The following is a 16,230-nucleotide window of genomic DNA, read 5'->3' as shown; positions in this document are numbered from 1 at the left end:
ACTACATTCAGTGTACTGAATATTAAAGCAAAAGGAGACAAAGATGTATCCAAAAAATACCTGGTACGTGGCTTGCACGCCGGACGAAATCGCCACCAAGCCGCTGGGCCGCACCATCTGTGGCGAGAAGATCGTGTTCTATCGCGGCGCCGAAGGCAAGGTCGCGGCGGTGGAGGATTTCTGTCCGCATCGCGGCGCGCCGCTGTCGCTGGGCTTTGTGCGCGAGGGACAGCTGGTATGCGGCTACCATGGCCTGGAGATGGGCTGCGACGGCAAGGTGGTCAGCATGCCGGGCCAGCGCGTGCGTGGCTTCCCGTGCATCCGCAGCTATCCGGTGGAAGAGCGCTACGGCTTTATCTGGGTCTGGACCGGCGACAAGGAGAAGGCCGATCCGGCGCTGATCCATCATCTGGAATGGGCCGACAATCCGGAATGGGCTTATGGCGGCGGCCTGTATCACATCAACTGCGAGTACCGCCTGATGATCGATAACCTGATGGACCTGACGCACGAAACCTACGTACACGCCTCCAGCATCGGCCAGAAGGAAATCGACGAGGCGCCGGTCAACACCCGCGTCGAGGGCGAGCAGGTGATCACCAGCCGCTTCATGGAAAACATCATGGCGCCGCCGTTCTGGCGCGCGGCCCTGCGCGGCAACGGCCTGGCGGACGACGTGCCGGTCGACCGCTGGCAGATCTGCCGCTTCTCGCCGCCCAGCCACGTGATGATCGAAGTCGGCGTGGCGCACGCCGGCAAGGGCGGCTACGACGCCGCGCCCGAGCACAAGGCCTCCAGCATCGTAGTGGATTTCATCACGCCGGAGACGGAAACCTCGCACTGGTATTTCTGGGGCATGGCGCGCAACTTCAAGCCGGACGACCAGGAACTCACCGCCACCATCCGCGAAGGACAGGGTAAGATCTTCTCCGAGGACCGCGAGATGCTGGAACTCCAGCAGCAGAATATCCTGCGCCATCCGGAGCGCAAGCTGCTGATGCTGAACATCGACGCCGGCGGCGTGCAGTCGCGCCGCATTCTGGATCAATGGCTGGAGCAGGAGAAGCCGGTATGAGTACCGATTTGCTGGAAGTGCGCGTAGCGCGGCGCGCCAACGAGGCGGAAGGCATTTGCAGCTATGAGCTGGTGAGCGCGGACGGCGCGCCGCTGCCGGCCTTCACCGCCGGTGCGCATATCGACGTGCACGTGGCGCCGGGCATTGTGCGCCAGTATTCGCTGTGCAATCCGCCGCATGAGCGCCACCGCTACGTGATCGGTGTGCTGCGCGATCCGGCTTCGCGCGGCGGCTCGCAAGCCATGCACGAACAAATCCAGCAAGGCGCGAAGCTGACCATCAGCGCGCCGCGCAACCACTTCCCGCTGGTGGAGGCGCCGCGCAGCGTGCTGCTGGCTGGCGGTATCGGCATCACGCCGCTGCTGGCGATGGCGGAGACATTGTCAGCGCAGGGGGCGTGGTTCGAGCTGCATTACTGTACCCGCTCGCCGGAGCGCACCGCGTTCCGCGACCGCATCCTGAGCGCGCCGTACGCACCGCAGGTCAGCTTCCATCACGACAGCGTGCGGCCGTTCGATCTGCCGGCGTTGCTGGCGGAGCTGCCGCGCGAAACGCATATCTACTTCTGTGGCCCGTCCGGCTTCATCGACCATGTGAAAGCCAGCGCGGAGGCCGCAGGATGGCCGCACGCGCAGCTGCATCTGGAATACTTCGGCGCCGCCGCTCCGGTGCCGCAGGATGGCGACCAGCCGTTCGAAGTCAAGCTGGCCTCCAGCGGCAAGTGTTACACCATCCCGGCCGGTGTCACCGTGCTGAAGGTGCTGAACGACGCCGGCGTGTTCGTGCCCGCATCGTGCGAGCAGGGCGTGTGTGGCACCTGCCTGACGCGCGTTCTGGACGGCGTGCCCGATCACCGCGACTTGTACCTCACCGAAGAGGAGCAGGCAGCCAACGACCAGTTTACCCCTTGTTGTTCGCGTTCCAGAAGCGCCACCCTGCTGCTGGATTTATAAAAAGAGAAGAGGAGACACCATGGATCAAAACAACATCAATACCCAACGCCGCCAGCTGCTGCTGGGCGCCGCCGCATTGTCGGCTGGCGTGCTGCCATCCATCGCCAGCGCCGCCGAGCCCTTGAAGGTCGGCCTGATCGTACCGATGTCCGGCCCATTCGCCTCCACCGGCCGCCAGATCGAGGCGGCCGTCAAACTGTATATGCAGCAGAACGGCAGCGTGGCCGGCGGCCGTCCGGTTGAAATCATTTTGAAGGATGATGGTGGCGTGTCGCCGGACGTCACCAAGCGCCTGGCGCAGGAACTGGTCTCGCGCGACAAGGTGCAGGTGCTGGCCGGCTTCGGCCTGACCCCACTGGCCTTCGCCGCCGCGCCGGTGGCCACGCAGGCCAAGGTGCCGATGATCGTGATGGCCGCCGCCACCTCGGTGATCCCGCAACGCTCGCCCTACATCGTGCGCACCGGCTTCACGCTGGCGCAGGTGACCGCGCCAATGGCGCAGTGGGCCGGCAAGAACAAAATCAAATCGGTGGTGACGTTTGTCAGCGACTACGGCCCCGGCCTGGACGCCGAAAAAGTCTTCATCAAAGACTTTACCGAAGCTGGCGGCAAAGTGATCGACAGCCTGCGCGCACCGCTGCGCAATCCGGACTACGCGCCATTCCTGGCCAAGGTAAAGGACTTGAAACCGGACGCGCTGTTCGTGTTCGTGCCGTCGGGCGAGGGCGCCGCGGTGCTCAAGCAATTCACCGATCGTGGCCTGGGCACCGCCGGCATCCGCCTGATCTGCACCGGCGACGTGCTGGACGACGATCTGATGGCCAGCATCGGACCTGCCGCCGCCGGCGTGGTCAGCAGCCATCACTATTCCGCCGCGCATCCGTCGGCGGAAAACAAAGCCTACGTGGACGCCTTCTCCAAGGCCAACAAGGGCATGCGGCCCAACTTCCACTCGGTGGGCGCCTATGACGGCATGCACATGCTGTACCAGGCATTGAAGCAAACGGGCGGCGACAGCAACGGCGACAAGCTGCTGGCCGCCATGAAGGGCATGTCCTGGACCAGCGTGCGCGGCCCGGTCAGCATCGACGCCAACACGCGCGACATTGTGCAGACGGTCTATATCCGCAAGGCGGAAGCGGTTGGCGGCGCGTGGTTCAACGTGGAGTTCGACCAGGTCGATAAAGTACGCGATCCCGGTGTGTAAATCTGTGGTGGAATAAACACGTCTGCATCGCGCCGCACCTGTGCGGCGCGATTTTTTTATGGGCTCAACAAAGAATCTATTTGAAGTTAACTATCTAGTTAGTGTAATGTCTGCTCAGGATCAAAAAAACAACCACAACGACGGAGACAGCAGATGAACAAGATTCGCATCGGTGCGTGGCAAGGCTTCGCCCTGAAAAGCAGTGTGCTCGGTTTCAGCGCCGTAATCAGCGCGCAGGCGCAGACCGCGGCGGAAGGCGCGCCGCAGCAGATTGAATCAGTGGTGATCACCGGCTCGCGCATCGCCACCCGAAACTACACCTCGCCCAGCCCCATCGTCGCCACCACCAAGGACGTGTTGCAAGAAAGCGGCAACGTTACGCTGGAAGCGACGCTGAACCAGCTGCCGCAATTCACGCCGTCCGGCACGGCGGCTACTGGCGGGCAGGGTACCGGCGCGCGCGCCACGCTGGACCTGCGCGGCCTGGGCGACAACCGCAACCTGGTGCTGCTGGACGGCCGCCGCCTGCCGCTGGCCAGCGCCTTCGGGCAGGTCGACATCAACACCGTGCCGCAAGCGGTCATCGACGGCATCGAAACCATCAGCGGCGGCGCCTCGGCGGTCTACGGCTCGGACGCCATGTCGGGCGTGATCAACTTCAAATCGCTGCGCAAGATGAAGGGCGTCGTGTTCGATGTCCAATACGGCAATTCGCAGAAGGGCGATCTGCGCAAGGTCAGCCCGTCGCTCACCGCCGGCACCGAGTTCGATGGAGGCAAAGGCTTCTCGCTGTTCTCGATCAGCTATGACGACCGCGAAAGCCTGCCGGGCCGCGCGCGTCCGTTCTTCGCGCTGGGCGTGCCGTCCAGCTACCTGGGCACCAGCACCTATCTGCCGGCCGCCAACAACCTGCCGACGCAGGCCGCCATCAACAGCGTGTTCTCCAAATACGGCGTGACCGCCACCGTCCCGCGCACCAATAACCTCGGCTTCAACGATAACGGCACCCTGTTCAGCCAGACCGGCGCGGTGAACTATCTGGGCGCCACCAGCGGCGCTTACGCCATCATCGGCGGCAATGTACGCATGCCGGTGCTGATCCAGAACGATTTGCTGAATGGCCTGCGGCGTGAAAGCCTGTTTGAAAAACTGGACTATCGTTTCTCTCCCGAGCTGACCGGCTACGCGCAATTCCTGCACACGCACTCGGTGGCGCACACCAACTCCGGCCGCACGCTGACTCAGTTCGGACAAGGCGCCAACACCTTGGTGCCGCTGTCGAATCCCTTTATTCCGGCGGACTTGAGGACCATCCTGGCTTCGCGTCCCGATGCCAGTGCGCCCTTCCTGTGGAACAGCCGCTTTGTCGGCGTGCCGAACAAGCAGTGGGACGAGGCTTACACCGTCGATCAACTGATCGTCGGCGCACGCGGCGAGCTGCCGTTCCGCGACTGGAGCTGGGATGCCTACGTTTCGGCCGACCGCACGGTGCACGACCAGACCCAGTACAACGCGGTGCTGACCTCGCGCGTGCAGGAACTGCTGAACGCCAAGGATGGCGGAGCCTCGATCTGCGCGGGCGGCTTCAATCCGTTCGGCGATTCGAATTCGCGCTCGCTGTCGGACGCCTGCCGCAACTACATTTCCACCAATGCGCTGAGCCGCGAAAGCCTGACCCAGCGCATCGCCGAAGCCAGCCTGCAAGGCACGCTGGCCACACTGCCGGCCGGCGAGATGCAATTCTCGGCCTCCGCCAACTATCGCAAGAACACCTACGACTACGTGCCGGATTCGCAACTGGCTGCGCAAAACATCGAGGCGGTGATTGCCTCGCAGCGCTCGTCGGGCAAGACCTCGGTGAAGGAAGTGGCGCTGGAATTGCGCATCCCGCTGCTGGCCGATGCGCCGTTCGCCAAGTCGCTGGGCATCACGCCCGGCTACCGCCATTCCAACTACGACACTGGCGTCAACGCCGGCACCTACAAGGTGGAAGTGGAGTGGACGCCGGTGAAGAACTGGCTGGTGCGGGGCGGCATCCAGCACGCCATCCGCGCGCCGAACATCGGTGAACTGTACAGCGCCGCCAGCGGCAATCAGGTGCAGTTCGGCAGCCCGCCAAACGGCGGCGAGCCTTGCGACGTGCGCACCGCCGCCCGCAGCGGCGCCAACGCGGCCCAGCTGCGCGCGCTGTGTATCGCCACCGGCGTGCCATCGAATGTGGTGGACAGCTACACCTTCCCGACCGTGGCCACGTCCACCGTCTCCTCGGGCAATCCGAACCTGAAACCGGAGGTGGCGGACACCCGCACACTGGGCCTGGTGTTTACGCCACAGCTGCCATGGCCGCTGTTCCAGCAACTGAGCGGTTCGATCGATTACTACACCATCAAGATCAAGGACACCATTTCGGCGGTGCCGGCGGCATCGGCGCTTAACAAGTGCTACAACCTCGATGGCTCCAATCCGACCTACTCGGCCAGCAATGCCTTCTGCCAGCTGATCTCGCGCGACGCCAATGGCCTGCTGACGCAAGTCGCCGCGCCGTACCTCAACCTCGGCCTGTTGAAGACCTCCGGCGTCGACGTGCAGCTGGACTGGCGCTTCCCGCTGTCGGCGCTCGGCCTGTCCAAGGATGCCGGCACCTTCAACATCAACACCGCTGTGAGCTTCACCAACAGCTATCAGTCGCAGGCGCTGCCGGGTGACGCCATCAAGGAATTCAAAGGCACGGTGGATACGGTAATCCGTCCGGCATGGCAGTCCACCGTGACGTTCCGCTACGATCTGGGTGCCTTCTCGGGCAATCTGCGCTGGCGACACATCCCGGCCATGGACGACGTCACCACCGTGACCCGTCCGGCCAGCCCGACCGCCGGTGTCGCCAAGTACGACATCTTCGATCTGGGTGTGCGCTACTCGCTGACCAAGAACGTCACGCTGCGCGCCGGTATCAACAACCTGTTCAACCGCGATCCGGCCTACGTGCCGGGCAATCAGAACCTGACGCTGGCGTCGACCTACGACATCATCGGCCGCTCGTACTACCTCGGCGTGCGTACCAAGTTCTGATCCATGGGAGGGCTTATGAAAACATTCAGACTGGCGGCATTACTGGCCGCCTGCACCATGCTGCCAGCGATGGCGCAAAGACAGGTGACGGTGGACGCCGCCGGTACGGCGCATGTGCGCGAGGCGACCATCGAGCTGTCCAACGTGCTTAGCCCGGCCTCGCAAGACATCATCCGCCGCAGCCGTCCGACCGAAGGGCCGGGTGCGGCGCGGCCGCCGGAGACCACCGACATGGCGGAACTGCGCAAGGCCATGAACGCGGCCTTGCAGCCCAACGTGCAGCATATGCGCGATGTGTTCCCGGTTGACGTCGAAGAGACCACGCTGAACGGCATTTCGGTCGCCATCATCACGCCGAAAGGCGGCGTGCCGGAGGCGAATCGCAACCGCGTCATGATCAACGCGCCCGGTGGCGGCTTCCGCACCGGCATCCGCGCCAATGGCCTGTTGATCAGCATTCCCGTGGCGGCGGTTGGGCGCTTCAAAGTGATCTCGCTGCTGTACCGCCAGGGGCCGGAGTACCGCTTTCCGGCTGCCACCGAAGACTTCACCAAGGTCTATCAGGCGGTACTGAAGGACTACAAGCCGGCCAACATCGGCTTGGTGGGCTGTTCGGCTGGAGGCGCGCTGGTGGCGCAAAGCGTGGCCTCGTTCCAGAAAGCCGGACTGCCGGCGCCGGGCGTGATCGGTGTCTACTGCGCCGGTCTGGGGGCACGCTTCATGGAAGGCGATTCGGCGGTCTTCGCGGGACTGGCGACCGGCGCCAACATCGCCATGCCGCCGGGACCTTCGTACCTGGACAATGTCAGCGTCGACGATCCGGCGGTTACGCCGGCCAACAACCTGGCGGTGCTGGCCAAATTCCCGCCGACGATCTTCGCCACCGGCACGCGCGACTTCGCCATGAGCTCCGCCGCCTACGGCCACCGGCGCTTGCTCAAGGCGGGCGTGGCGTCCGAGCTGCTGATCTACGATGGACTGGGTCACGGCTTCATGACCAACCCAGACTACCCGGAGGCGCGCGACCTGTACGAAATCGCCGCGAAGTTCTACGACAGGTATCTCGGCCGATGAGGTGTGGGAGGTGTGGCGCGCTTGGGGTTCGGTTAGAATAATGCCATGACAGCAAAAATAACCAAACCTGCAAGCAAGGCGCCGCGCAAAAAAGCGGCGCCGGCGCCAGCCGACGAAGACGGTACGCGCAGCCGCATTCTCAACGTCGCGATCCAGGAGTTTTCGCGGCTGGGACTGAGCGGCGCGCGCATCGACGAAATCGCGGCGGAGACGGGCGCCAACAAGGGCATGATCTACTACTACTTCGGTAACAAGGAAGGGTTGTACGTGGCCGCGCTGGAAGAGAGTTATACGCGCTTCCGCCAGATCGAACACGGCTTCCACCTGGACGAACTGCCGCCAATACCGGCGTTGCGCGCGCTGGTGGGATCGACCTTCGATTATCACGCCCAGCACCCGGAGTTCATCCGCATGGTGATGACCGAGAATATCCATAACGGTGAATACATCCGCAAAATCCCGACGCTCAAGGCCATCAACAAGCCGGCCATCGGCCTGCTGGAAGGGCTGTGCGCGCGCGGGGTGGAGGAGGGCGTGTTCCGTCCCGACGTGGATCCGGTCGACCTGCATATGTCGATCAGCGCACTATCGTTCTACAACGTCTCCAACCAGCACACCTTCAGCTTTATTTTTGGCCGCGACCTCAAGGCGGCCGACGTCCACGCCAAGCGCCGCGAGGCCGTCATCGACATGATCCTGCGCTACGTGCGCGCCTGATGACCCGATGTCGCAAAACAGCTGAATTCCGGCTGTTTTTCGCTTGAGTTTAACTAACTGGTTAGTGTAGTATCAATCGTAAATGATCTGATCGGAATAAACCTATGTCCCTTACCGCACCACGCCGTATTTTGCTGGGCCTGATCGGGGCCGGCATCGGCCGTTCGCTCACGCCGGCCATGCACGAACGCGAGGCCGCCGCCAACGGCATGCACTGCCTGTATCAACTGCTGGACATCGACCGCCTTGGCCTGACCGTCGAACAGCTTCCCGAGCTGCTGGACGCCGCCGAGCTGCTGGGCTTTTCGGGCCTGAACATCACCTATCCCGCCAAGCAGCACATCATGCCGCTGCTGGACGAATTGTGCGACGACGCACGCGCCATTGGCGCGGTCAACAGCGTGGTGTTCAAGGATGGCAGGCGTATCGGCTACAACACCGACTGGTGGGGCTTCGCCGAAAGCTTCAAGGCCAGCCTGCCGGATGTGACCATGGGCGAAGTGGTGCAACTGGGCGCGGGCGGCGCCGGCGCCGCCACCGCGCATGCCGCGCTCATGATGGGCACGCGCACGCTGCGCCTGGTCGATGCGGATCAAAGCCGCGCCGAAGCGCTGGCTGTCTCGCTCAACGCCCGTTTTGGCGCCGGCCGCGCGGTCGCCTGCACCGAGCTGGAGGCCGCCATGCGCGTGGCCGATGGCTTGATCCACGCCACGCCGACCGGCATGGCCAAACATCCTGGCCTGCCATTGCCTGCGGAGTTGCTGCGGCCGGGCCAGTGGGTATCGGAGATCGTTTACTTCCCGCTGCAAACCGCACTGCTGCAAGCGGCGCAGGCCAAGGGTTGTCGCACCATGACTGGTGGCGGCATGGCCGTGTTCCAGGCCGTGAAAGCATTTGAATTGTTCACCGGCGTGCAGCCAGACGCCTCACGCATGCAACAGCACTTCAAGGAGCTGCAAGCAAATGAAGACGCAAGAAAATAATCCGCTGCCGACCAATCCTCTTGGCCTGGATGGCATTGAGTTTGTGGAGTACGCCACCGCCGAACCGCTGGCGCTAGGCGCGGTGCTGGAGACCATGGGCTTTGTGCAGGTTGGCCGCCATCGCTCGCGCGAGGTGGTGCTGTACCGGCAGGGCGGCATGAATGTGGTGGTGAATGCCGATCCGGTGGCGTGGGCGGTGGCCGATGCCGATCGCGGCACCACCACCTTGTCCGCCATCGCCTTCCGTGTGCGCGACGCTGGCGCCGCATACCAGCATGCGCTGGCGCGCGGCGCATGGGCCATTCCCACCCGTGCCGGCGCGATGGAACTGAACATCCCCGGCGTGCATGGCGCGGGCGACTCCGTGCTGTACTTCGTCGACCGCTATCAGGACTTTTCCATCTACGACGTCGACTTCAAAATCAGCGACGCGCCGCTGCCCAAGCCGGTGGTGGACGACATGGCATTCTTCGGCGTGGTGCAGGCGATACGCCGCGACCGTACCGCGCAGTGGATCGACTTTTATCAGCACCTTATGAGCTTCCGCGTGGTGCCGCAAGGCGAGGTGCAGGGCGTGCTGCCATCAGGGACGTTGCTGGAAAGCCCCGGCAAGCGCTTCTACCTGCAATTGATCGAACCGCCGGCCGGCAGCGACGATGGGCACTGGGATGAGGAATTGATACGCGTCGGCTTCGGTACACGCGACGTTATGGGCGCTGTACGCACCCTGCAATCGCGCGGCGTCACCTTTGTCGACCGGCCGCCGGTGCAGCCATGCGACAAGGGCGCGTTGACCCAGCTGTTCAAGGGCAGCGTCAGTTTTGAACTGGTCCACAGCGAGGGCGTATGAACCTGAGTAATTTTGGCATGGACACCATCACGCTGGCCGGCACGCTGGAAATGAAGCTGGAAGCTTCGCGCAGCGCCGGCTTTTCGCAGCTGATGTTATGGGCCAAGGATCTGGTGAACTATCCGGGCGGGCTGGATGCGGCAGTGAAGCTGGTGCGCGAGAGCGGCATCCGCGTCACCGGCATTCAGGTCATGCGCGACTACGAAGGCCTGAGCGGCACGCTGCACGATTACAAGGTGGACATCGCCAAAAGCATGCTGCAAATCTGCCAGGCGGTGGGATCGCCGTTGCTGATGGTATGCTCATCGACCTCGAAGCATGCCAGCGGCGACCTGGATAAAATCGCCCGCGACCTCGCCAAACTGGCCACGCTGGCCGTGCCACTGGGCGTGCGGGTAGGATTTGAAGCCTTGTCCTGGGGCCGCAACGTGAGCGAATACGAAGTCGCATGGGAGGCCGTGGAACGGGCCGATCACGCCAATCTGGGCGTAGTAATCGACTCCTTCCACATGTTGGCCAACGGCGCGGTGCACGACACGATAGATTTGATCCCATGGTCCAAGATCGCCATGGTGCAGCTGTCCGACTTCATGTGGCGCGAAATCCGGTCATCGGAAGAGCGATTGGAAACCGCGCGCCACCTGCGCGTCTTCCCCGGAGAAGGCGAACACTCGGTGGAACTGTCCGACCTGGTGCGCCGCCTGGACCGCGCCGGCTACCGTGGCGACTACAGCTTCGAAGTCTTCAACGACGACTACCTGCAAATGGCGCCCGAACTGGTCGCCCAACGCGCCCGCCGCTCCGCCAAATGGGTCACCGACCAGGTCCTGCGCCGCAGCCTGCAAATCCGCGGCGCCACCCTCTAAATTCGGGGTCTAAATTCGGGGTCAGCTCTGTCATTTGGACATCCGAGTATATTGTTTGATCCCGATCAATACGCTAAAACCACTGAAAACGTGTATTGATGAATCTCAAACAAATTGCCCGGATGTCCAAATGACAGAGCTGACCCTGATTTTAGGCGGCTGCTACAGCCGCGCGTAACGCCAGCAAATAGCTCTCCGCTCCAAACCCGCAAATTTGCCCCTTCACCACATCCGCAAAGACCGACACATGGCGGAAGGGTTCGCGCGCGTGCACGTTGGACATGTGGACCTCCACGATCGGCGCTTTCAGTATCGCCAGCGCGTCGCGGATGCCGTAGCTGTAGTGCGTCCACGCGCCGGCGTTGATTATCACGCCGTGAAATCCTTCCTCGTGCGCCTTATGTATCCGTTCGCACATTTCGCCTTCGTGGTTGGTCTGGAAGCATTCCACCTCGGTGCCCAGCTCTTTTCCCAATGTCCGCACGCGCTGGTCGATCTCGGCCAGCGTTACGGTGCCGTACTGTGCGGGATCCCGTTTGCCGAACATGTTCAGATTGATCCCATGTAGCACCAATATCTTCATCAGTTTTCCTCAATTTGAACGCGGCGCACGTCGCCGACGACGAATACATATGCCAGCAATCCCGCCACAGCCGCCGCACACACGTACACCAGCGCGTAGAAGAACGAGCCGGTTGCACTGATGATGAAGCCGATCACCAGCGGCGTGACAATGCCCGCCAGGTTGGAGCAGGTGTTGAAGATGCCGCCGGTGAGACCCATCAGCTGTTTGGGCGCCACGTCCGAAATCAGCGTCCAGCCCAATCCCACCATGCCTTGGCCGAAGAAAGCAAACGACAGGATCGCAATCACCGCTACATCACTATCGACATAATTCGCGCCAATGATGCTGGCCGATCCGATCAGGCCACAGATGATCGGCAGCTTGCGCGCCACGTTGGCCGAGCCGGTACGCTTGAGCAGCCAGTCCGATATCCAACCGCCAAACATTACGCCGACCGCCGCAGCCAGGAAGGGCAACACCGCAAAGAAGCCGACCTTGAGCCAGCCCATTTGACGTTCGGTCGCCAGGTAAGTCGGGAACCACGTAAGGAAGAACACCAGCGTGGTATTGCCGGCAAACTGCCCAAGGCTGGCGCCCCAGATCTGACGGATGCGCACCAGCTTCATCACGTCGCCCCAGGCGAATTTGGTCTTCTCGGCCTTGACGTCTTCCAGTCCGCCACCGGCCGCGATGTAATCGAGTTCCGCCTGATTGACGGTGGTTGAGTCCTTCGGCTCGCGATACACGCGCCACCACACCAGCGCAAACAGCACGCCTACCGCGCCGACCACCACAAACAGTGCGCGCCAGCCAAAGTTATGCATCAACCAGAACAAGCTCGGTGCAAAGCATGCCAGTCCCAGATATTCGCCGACGGTGTAGATGCCAGTGGCGCGCGCCCGTTCATGCTGCGGGAACCAGGTCGCCACCACGCGGCTGTTGACCGGGAAGCAGGGTGCTTCGCTGACGCCCAGGCCAAAGCGCACCAGCAGCAGCGATTTCAATCCCACCGCGGCGCCTTGCAGGCCGGTGAAGATGGACCAGAAGGTCAGCGCCAGGAAGTAAGTCAGCTTGCTGCCGAAGCGGTCGAGGAAGATCCCGCCCGGTATCTGCGCCAGTGCATAGGTCCACGAGAACGCCGAGAACACCAATCCCATCAAGGCGGCATTGATCTGCAAGTCCTGCGTCATCAGCGGCGCGGCGATGCCCAGCACCGTGCGGTCCATGTAGTTGATAATGGTGCCTACCGCCAGCAGCGCCAGCATGGTGAAGCGGGTCCGTGTGCGCGCTGCGGGATTGCCCGCGTAGGTCGCCGTGGTGTGATTCATACTTCGGTCTCCGTCGTTTTATTCTTTAGTCGCGCGTTCCGCGCGGCAGCGGCGAAGCACCAGGCGTCATGTTGACGGGCTGGTTCTGGAATGCCATCTGTGCCGCGTCTTCTGACTGCACGGTCACAGTGGTGCCGAAATCGATATATTGTGCACTGTTCGGACGCCATTGTGGCCACGGCGTGGCCGGCGTTGCGGGATTGCCGCTGCGGGCGAAGGCCAGCAGGCTGTCCATCATGCGCCTGGACAGCGCGCGGTCGTAGGGTTGCCAGTTGCGCGTTGTGCGGAACATGTTCAGCGCATCCTGGGTCTGGAACCAGTACGGCACGTCGGACGTATGATACGCACCTTGCGGATTGTCTTTGATCTGCACCGCTGGATTAAACGGCTGCACATGCGAGAACAGGAACATGTAGAACGGCGCCTTGCCGCTGGCCTGCTGCGCGATTGCCATCGCGCGCGTGCCTTTTTCTATCATGGCCTGACGGCTGTACAAGCGGCTCATGCGCGCCGCATCGGCGTCGCTGTCAGCGGGATACAGCTCGAGGAACTGCTGTACGCGGTCACCGTAAATTTTGCCTGCGGTGTCGCGGAACTGCGCCAGCGTGGAGACGCCGCGCAGCGGGCTGAAACTGATGTCGTCGGCGGTGAAGCCGGCCATCACCGGCACGTCATTCTGCCGGCCAGCCGCATAGATGTTGGGGATGCTGTCCGGCAGGACGTAGCCGTCGATATTCGGCCGGACCGTCACCGATCCGGATTCGCCGAATTGGAAATCGCGCTGCACGGCGAAGACTTTATCGGCCGGCAGCTGACGCATTTCATCCAGCGAGCCCGCGCCGACAGCTTTTTGCACTTCCAGCCCGGTCTTTTCCGATTCCGCCAGCGACGGCGCGTTATTGCTGACGCCAGCGCCGCTCATCAGCACCGCACGCTGGAACAGACCCTTGGCCAGCGGGCTGGCGAGCAGGGTGCCTACCGAGGCCGCACCAGCCGACTGGCCGGAAATCGTCACGCGCGACGGATCGCCGCCGAAGCGGGCGATATTCTTTTGTATCCATTGCAGTGCCGCGATCTGGTCGAGGAAGCCGTAATTGCCCGACGCATGCTGTGGCGATTCCGCCGTCAGCTCGGGATGCGCCATGTAGCCAAGGATGCCGAGCCGGTAGTTCATGTTGACGAAGACGGCGTCGCCGCGCGCCGCCACGTTCTCACCGCCATACAGCGCCATGCCGCTGGAACCTACCGTGAAGCCGCCGCCATGAATGAAGACGATCACCGGCAGCCGCGCCGAGGCCTTGGCTTTGGCCGGCGCCCATACATTCAGGTACAGACAATCCTCGCTGCTGGCTTCCTCGCCGAAGTAGTGGTTGATGTCCTTGCGGCGCAGCAGCTGGATGCACTCTGGTGCCTTGCGGTCTGCGTGATAAACGTCACGCCAAGGTGCCGCCGGCTGCGGCGCGCGCCAACGCAGCTCGCGTACCGGGGGCGCGGCGAAGGGCACGCCCAGCCAGGCTCGCACGCCGGAGGGCAGGGTAAGGCCCTCAATCTTCCCGCGGTCGATACTCACCATGGTTTGCGCCGATGCCATGCCTGCCACCGCCATGCCGGCGATTGCCAGATATTTCATATCGTGTCTCCTCGTGGATTTTTTAACAGAGAATACACTAACTATTTAGTTAATTCCACAGAATCCGTATAAGAAAAACTGATTTAATTCGTTTCCAGCCGCGTAGTCACTTCATATACTCGTCCATAGGGAGATTTGTATATGCAAGCCTGGATAGACGAAGCGCAGCGGCAGGAGGTGGCGTCGGAACGCGGGCGTCCGCTGTGGCGCGGCGAGTGGCCGACCTGGCTGCTGATGGTGACAATTTACGGCGGCTGGTCCGCCACGCTGGCTTGCTGGCCGCTGCTTGGCGCCGCGCCGGCTACCTTGCTGATGATCTGGTGGTGCGCGTGGTACATGTCGCTCCAGCACGAGTTGATACACGGACATCCCACGCGCTGGCCATGGCTGAACCGCATATTTGGCTATGCGCCGCTGGCCGTATGGTATCCGTACGAGATTTATCGCGAGAGCCATCTGCGCCATCACAACGACTTCGATCTGACCTTGCCAGAACTGGACGAGGAGAGCACTTATGTGTCGCCCGCCGAATGGGCTGCCATGAGCCGTCCGCTGCGCGTACTGCATTGGCTGAACAAGACGTTCTGGGGCCGTCTGGCCATCGGCCCGGCGCTGGCGATCACCAAAACGTGGGGTGGCGCGGCACGCAAGCTGCTGGGCGGCGATTTCCGCGATGCCGGCGTGTGGCTGCGCCATCTGCTGATGCTGGCCGCTTTGCTGTGGTGGGTGGAGATGGTGTTCGGCGTATCGGCGATCTGGTATCTGCTGGCGATTTCGTATCCGGCGCAATCGCTGGCCATGATCCGCTCCTACTACGAGCATCGTCCGGCCGAAGATCACAAGCAGCGCATCGTGCTGAATGATGCGGGGCTGGTGTTCCGCATTCTGTTCCTGAACAATAACCTGCACCTGGTGCACCATGACCTGCCATCGCTGCCGTGGTATCTGCTACCGCGCGTGTATGGTGCGCGGCGCGAGGCTTATAATGCGCGCAGCGGCGGCTTCCAGATCAATGGCTACGGTGAGCTGATGCGCCGCTATGGCTTCCACCCGATAGACGCACCTGTACACCCTCGCATGCCATGAACTGGACTGTCTCCCTGCCGATGTATAACGTCACCCCGCGCTTGCAGCGGGAGTACGAGGCTTTGCTGGCGACAGTGCTGGCCGACGCCGATGTGCGCGATGAGGTGCAGCTGTTGAAACAGCCGGAATTGCCCGCCTTGTGGCGTCGTCCGGACCTGCTGCTGGGTCAGACTTGCGGCTATCCCTACGTGAGCTTCCTGCGCGGCGTGGTGTCATTGCTGGCTACGCCGTGTTTCGATTTTCCCGGATGCGAAGGCAGCAATTACTCCAGTGTGATCGTCACCCGCGCTGTCGACGGCGTCGACTCGCTGGCCGATGCACGCGGGCTTACCGCCGCTGTCAACGACCTGCATTCCAACAGCGGCATGAACGTGCTGCGCCACGCCGTGGCGCCATTGGCGCGCGACGGCCGCTTTTTCGGCAAGGTGAAATGGACCGGCGCGCATGTCGCCAGCCTGCACGCGGTGCGTGAAGGGGAGGCGGATATCGCCGCCATCGACTGCGTCACCTTCGGTTATCTGCGTGACGAAGTGCCGGATGCCGTGCAAGGCATCAAGGTCCTGCAATATTCCACATCCTCGCCCGGCCTGCCGTTGATAACCGCACGCAGCGTGCCGAAAGAAGTCCAGACGCGCCTGCGATCAGCCCTGCTGTCGCCCAGTCCACAACTGTGCACGCACATGGAGGCGTTGCACATCAAAGCCTTTCAGCATCGCACAGATGCCGAGTACAGCCGCATCTCGCAACTCGAAGCCGAATCCATCTCCGTCGGATATCCCGCATTATTGATAATGTAGGACAGTCATCTATTCCCACTTGATCGCCAA

At 62.5% G+C, this 16,230-nt stretch carries 14 protein-coding genes; 11 read left to right on the top strand and 3 right to left on the bottom strand.

All coding sequences use genetic code 11. The features are described 5' to 3' along the window. Positions 1 to 43: 43 nt before the first annotated feature. From GM676_RS04455 to GM676_RS04415, 9 genes are all read left to right on the top strand, one after another. The gene (locus GM676_RS04455; RefSeq protein WP_155462181.1) at positions 44 to 1,075 is read left to right on the top strand and encodes an aromatic ring-hydroxylating dioxygenase subunit alpha; all 1,032 of its coding nucleotides are present in this window, start codon (positions 44 to 46) and stop codon (positions 1,073 to 1,075) included. Beyond that, positions 1,072 to 2,028 (top strand): PDR/VanB family oxidoreductase, encoded by a 957-nt coding sequence (locus GM676_RS04450; RefSeq protein WP_155462180.1) that lies wholly within the window; start codon positions 1,072 to 1,074, stop codon positions 2,026 to 2,028. Before GM676_RS04455 ends, GM676_RS04450 begins: the two co-directional genes overlap by 4 nt. Before the next feature lie 19 nt (positions 2,029 to 2,047). Further along, on the top strand, positions 2,048 to 3,235 hold the full coding sequence (locus GM676_RS04445; protein WP_155462179.1) for an ABC transporter substrate-binding protein: 1,188 nt from the start codon (positions 2,048 to 2,050) through the stop codon (positions 3,233 to 3,235). Positions 3,236 to 3,388: 153 nt separating this feature from the next. Then, positions 3,389 to 6,304: a TonB-dependent receptor domain-containing protein gene (locus tag GM676_RS04440; RefSeq protein WP_155462178.1), complete on the top strand. Its 2,916-nt coding sequence runs from the start codon at positions 3,389 to 3,391 to the stop codon at positions 6,302 to 6,304. Between the two features lie 15 nt (positions 6,305 to 6,319). Next, positions 6,320 to 7,378 carry an alpha/beta hydrolase gene (locus GM676_RS04435; RefSeq protein WP_170304214.1) on the top strand — a complete coding sequence of 353 codons (1,059 nt, stop codon included), beginning with the start codon at positions 6,320 to 6,322 and terminating at the stop codon, positions 7,376 to 7,378. Positions 7,379 to 7,423: 45 nt separating this feature from the next. Then, on the top strand, positions 7,424 to 8,095 hold the full coding sequence (locus tag GM676_RS04430; RefSeq protein WP_155462176.1) for a TetR/AcrR family transcriptional regulator: 672 nt from the start codon (positions 7,424 to 7,426) through the stop codon (positions 8,093 to 8,095). 104 nt (positions 8,096 to 8,199) lie between these two features. Continuing rightward, on the top strand, positions 8,200 to 9,078 hold the full coding sequence (locus GM676_RS04425; RefSeq protein WP_155462175.1) for a shikimate dehydrogenase: 879 nt from the start codon (positions 8,200 to 8,202) through the stop codon (positions 9,076 to 9,078). After that, positions 9,059 to 9,928, top strand: a complete 870-nt coding sequence (locus tag GM676_RS04420) for a VOC family protein (protein WP_155462174.1) — start codon at positions 9,059 to 9,061, stop codon at positions 9,926 to 9,928. Before GM676_RS04425 ends, GM676_RS04420 begins: the two co-directional genes overlap by 20 nt. Beyond that, positions 9,925 to 10,794, top strand: coding sequence for a sugar phosphate isomerase/epimerase family protein (locus GM676_RS04415; RefSeq protein WP_155462173.1), 870 nt, complete (start codon positions 9,925 to 9,927; stop codon positions 10,792 to 10,794). Before GM676_RS04420 ends, GM676_RS04415 begins: the two co-directional genes overlap by 4 nt. Before the next feature lie 151 nt (positions 10,795 to 10,945). Here GM676_RS04415 and aroQ read toward each other — a convergent pair whose 3' ends face one another. The 3 genes from aroQ to GM676_RS04400 are packed head-to-tail and all read right to left on the bottom strand — an operon-like array spanning position 10,946 to position 14,317. After that, entirely contained in the window at positions 10,946 to 11,377 is a 432-nt protein-coding gene (gene aroQ / locus GM676_RS04410) for a type II 3-dehydroquinate dehydratase (RefSeq protein WP_211923144.1), read from the bottom strand. Next, the gene (locus tag GM676_RS04405; protein ID WP_155462171.1) at positions 11,377 to 12,687 is read right to left on the bottom strand and encodes an MFS transporter; all 1,311 of its coding nucleotides are present in this window, start codon (positions 12,685 to 12,687) and stop codon (positions 11,377 to 11,379) included. The genes aroQ and GM676_RS04405 overlap by 1 nt, the downstream gene beginning before the upstream one ends. Positions 12,688 to 12,712: 25 nt before the next feature. Continuing rightward, the gene (locus tag GM676_RS04400; protein ID WP_155462170.1) at positions 12,713 to 14,317 is read right to left on the bottom strand and encodes a carboxylesterase/lipase family protein; all 1,605 of its coding nucleotides are present in this window, start codon (positions 14,315 to 14,317) and stop codon (positions 12,713 to 12,715) included. 141 nt (positions 14,318 to 14,458) lie between these two features. On the opposite strand from GM676_RS04400, the gene GM676_RS04395 reads away from it, so the two are divergent. Beyond that, positions 14,459 to 15,403, top strand: coding sequence for a fatty acid desaturase (locus tag GM676_RS04395; protein ID WP_155462169.1), 945 nt, complete (start codon positions 14,459 to 14,461; stop codon positions 15,401 to 15,403). Then, on the top strand, positions 15,400 to 16,200 hold the full coding sequence (locus GM676_RS04390) for a phosphate/phosphite/phosphonate ABC transporter substrate-binding protein (protein ID WP_155462168.1): 801 nt from the start codon (positions 15,400 to 15,402) through the stop codon (positions 16,198 to 16,200). Before GM676_RS04395 ends, GM676_RS04390 begins: the two co-directional genes overlap by 4 nt. Positions 16,201 to 16,230 lie beyond the last annotated feature (30 nt).

Source organism: Duganella radicis (assembly GCF_009720825.1).
Classification (GTDB): domain Bacteria; phylum Pseudomonadota; class Gammaproteobacteria; order Burkholderiales; family Burkholderiaceae_D; genus Rugamonas; species Rugamonas radicis.
This window is presented reverse-complemented; position numbering and strand designations above follow the sequence as displayed.

Bases quoted from the DNA above. Each gene is read 5' to 3' on its own strand.
- GM676_RS04455 (WP_155462181.1), top strand. From the start codon at position 44: ATGTATCCAAAAAATACCTGGTACGTGGCTTGCACGCCGGACGAAATC.
- GM676_RS04450 (WP_155462180.1), top strand. From the start codon at position 1,072: ATGAGTACCGATTTGCTGGAAGTGCGCGTAGCGCGGCGCGCCAACGAG.
- GM676_RS04445 (WP_155462179.1), top strand. From the start codon at position 2,048: ATGGATCAAAACAACATCAATACCCAACGCCGCCAGCTGCTGCTGGGC.
- GM676_RS04440 (WP_155462178.1), top strand. From the start codon at position 3,389: ATGAACAAGATTCGCATCGGTGCGTGGCAAGGCTTCGCCCTGAAAAGC.
- GM676_RS04435 (WP_170304214.1), top strand. From the start codon at position 6,320: ATGAAAACATTCAGACTGGCGGCATTACTGGCCGCCTGCACCATGCTG.
- GM676_RS04430 (WP_155462176.1), top strand. From the start codon at position 7,424: ATGACAGCAAAAATAACCAAACCTGCAAGCAAGGCGCCGCGCAAAAAA.
- GM676_RS04425 (WP_155462175.1), top strand. From the start codon at position 8,200: ATGTCCCTTACCGCACCACGCCGTATTTTGCTGGGCCTGATCGGGGCC.
- GM676_RS04420 (WP_155462174.1), top strand. From the start codon at position 9,059: ATGAAGACGCAAGAAAATAATCCGCTGCCGACCAATCCTCTTGGCCTG.
- GM676_RS04415 (WP_155462173.1), top strand. From the start codon at position 9,925: ATGAACCTGAGTAATTTTGGCATGGACACCATCACGCTGGCCGGCACG.
- aroQ (WP_211923144.1), bottom strand. From the start codon at position 11,377: ATGAAGATATTGGTGCTACATGGGATCAATCTGAACATGTTCGGCAAA.
- GM676_RS04405 (WP_155462171.1), bottom strand. From the start codon at position 12,687: ATGAATCACACCACGGCGACCTACGCGGGCAATCCCGCAGCGCGCACA.
- GM676_RS04400 (WP_155462170.1), bottom strand. From the start codon at position 14,317: ATGAAATATCTGGCAATCGCCGGCATGGCGGTGGCAGGCATGGCATCG.
- GM676_RS04395 (WP_155462169.1), top strand. From the start codon at position 14,459: ATGCAAGCCTGGATAGACGAAGCGCAGCGGCAGGAGGTGGCGTCGGAA.
- GM676_RS04390 (WP_155462168.1), top strand. From the start codon at position 15,400: ATGAACTGGACTGTCTCCCTGCCGATGTATAACGTCACCCCGCGCTTG.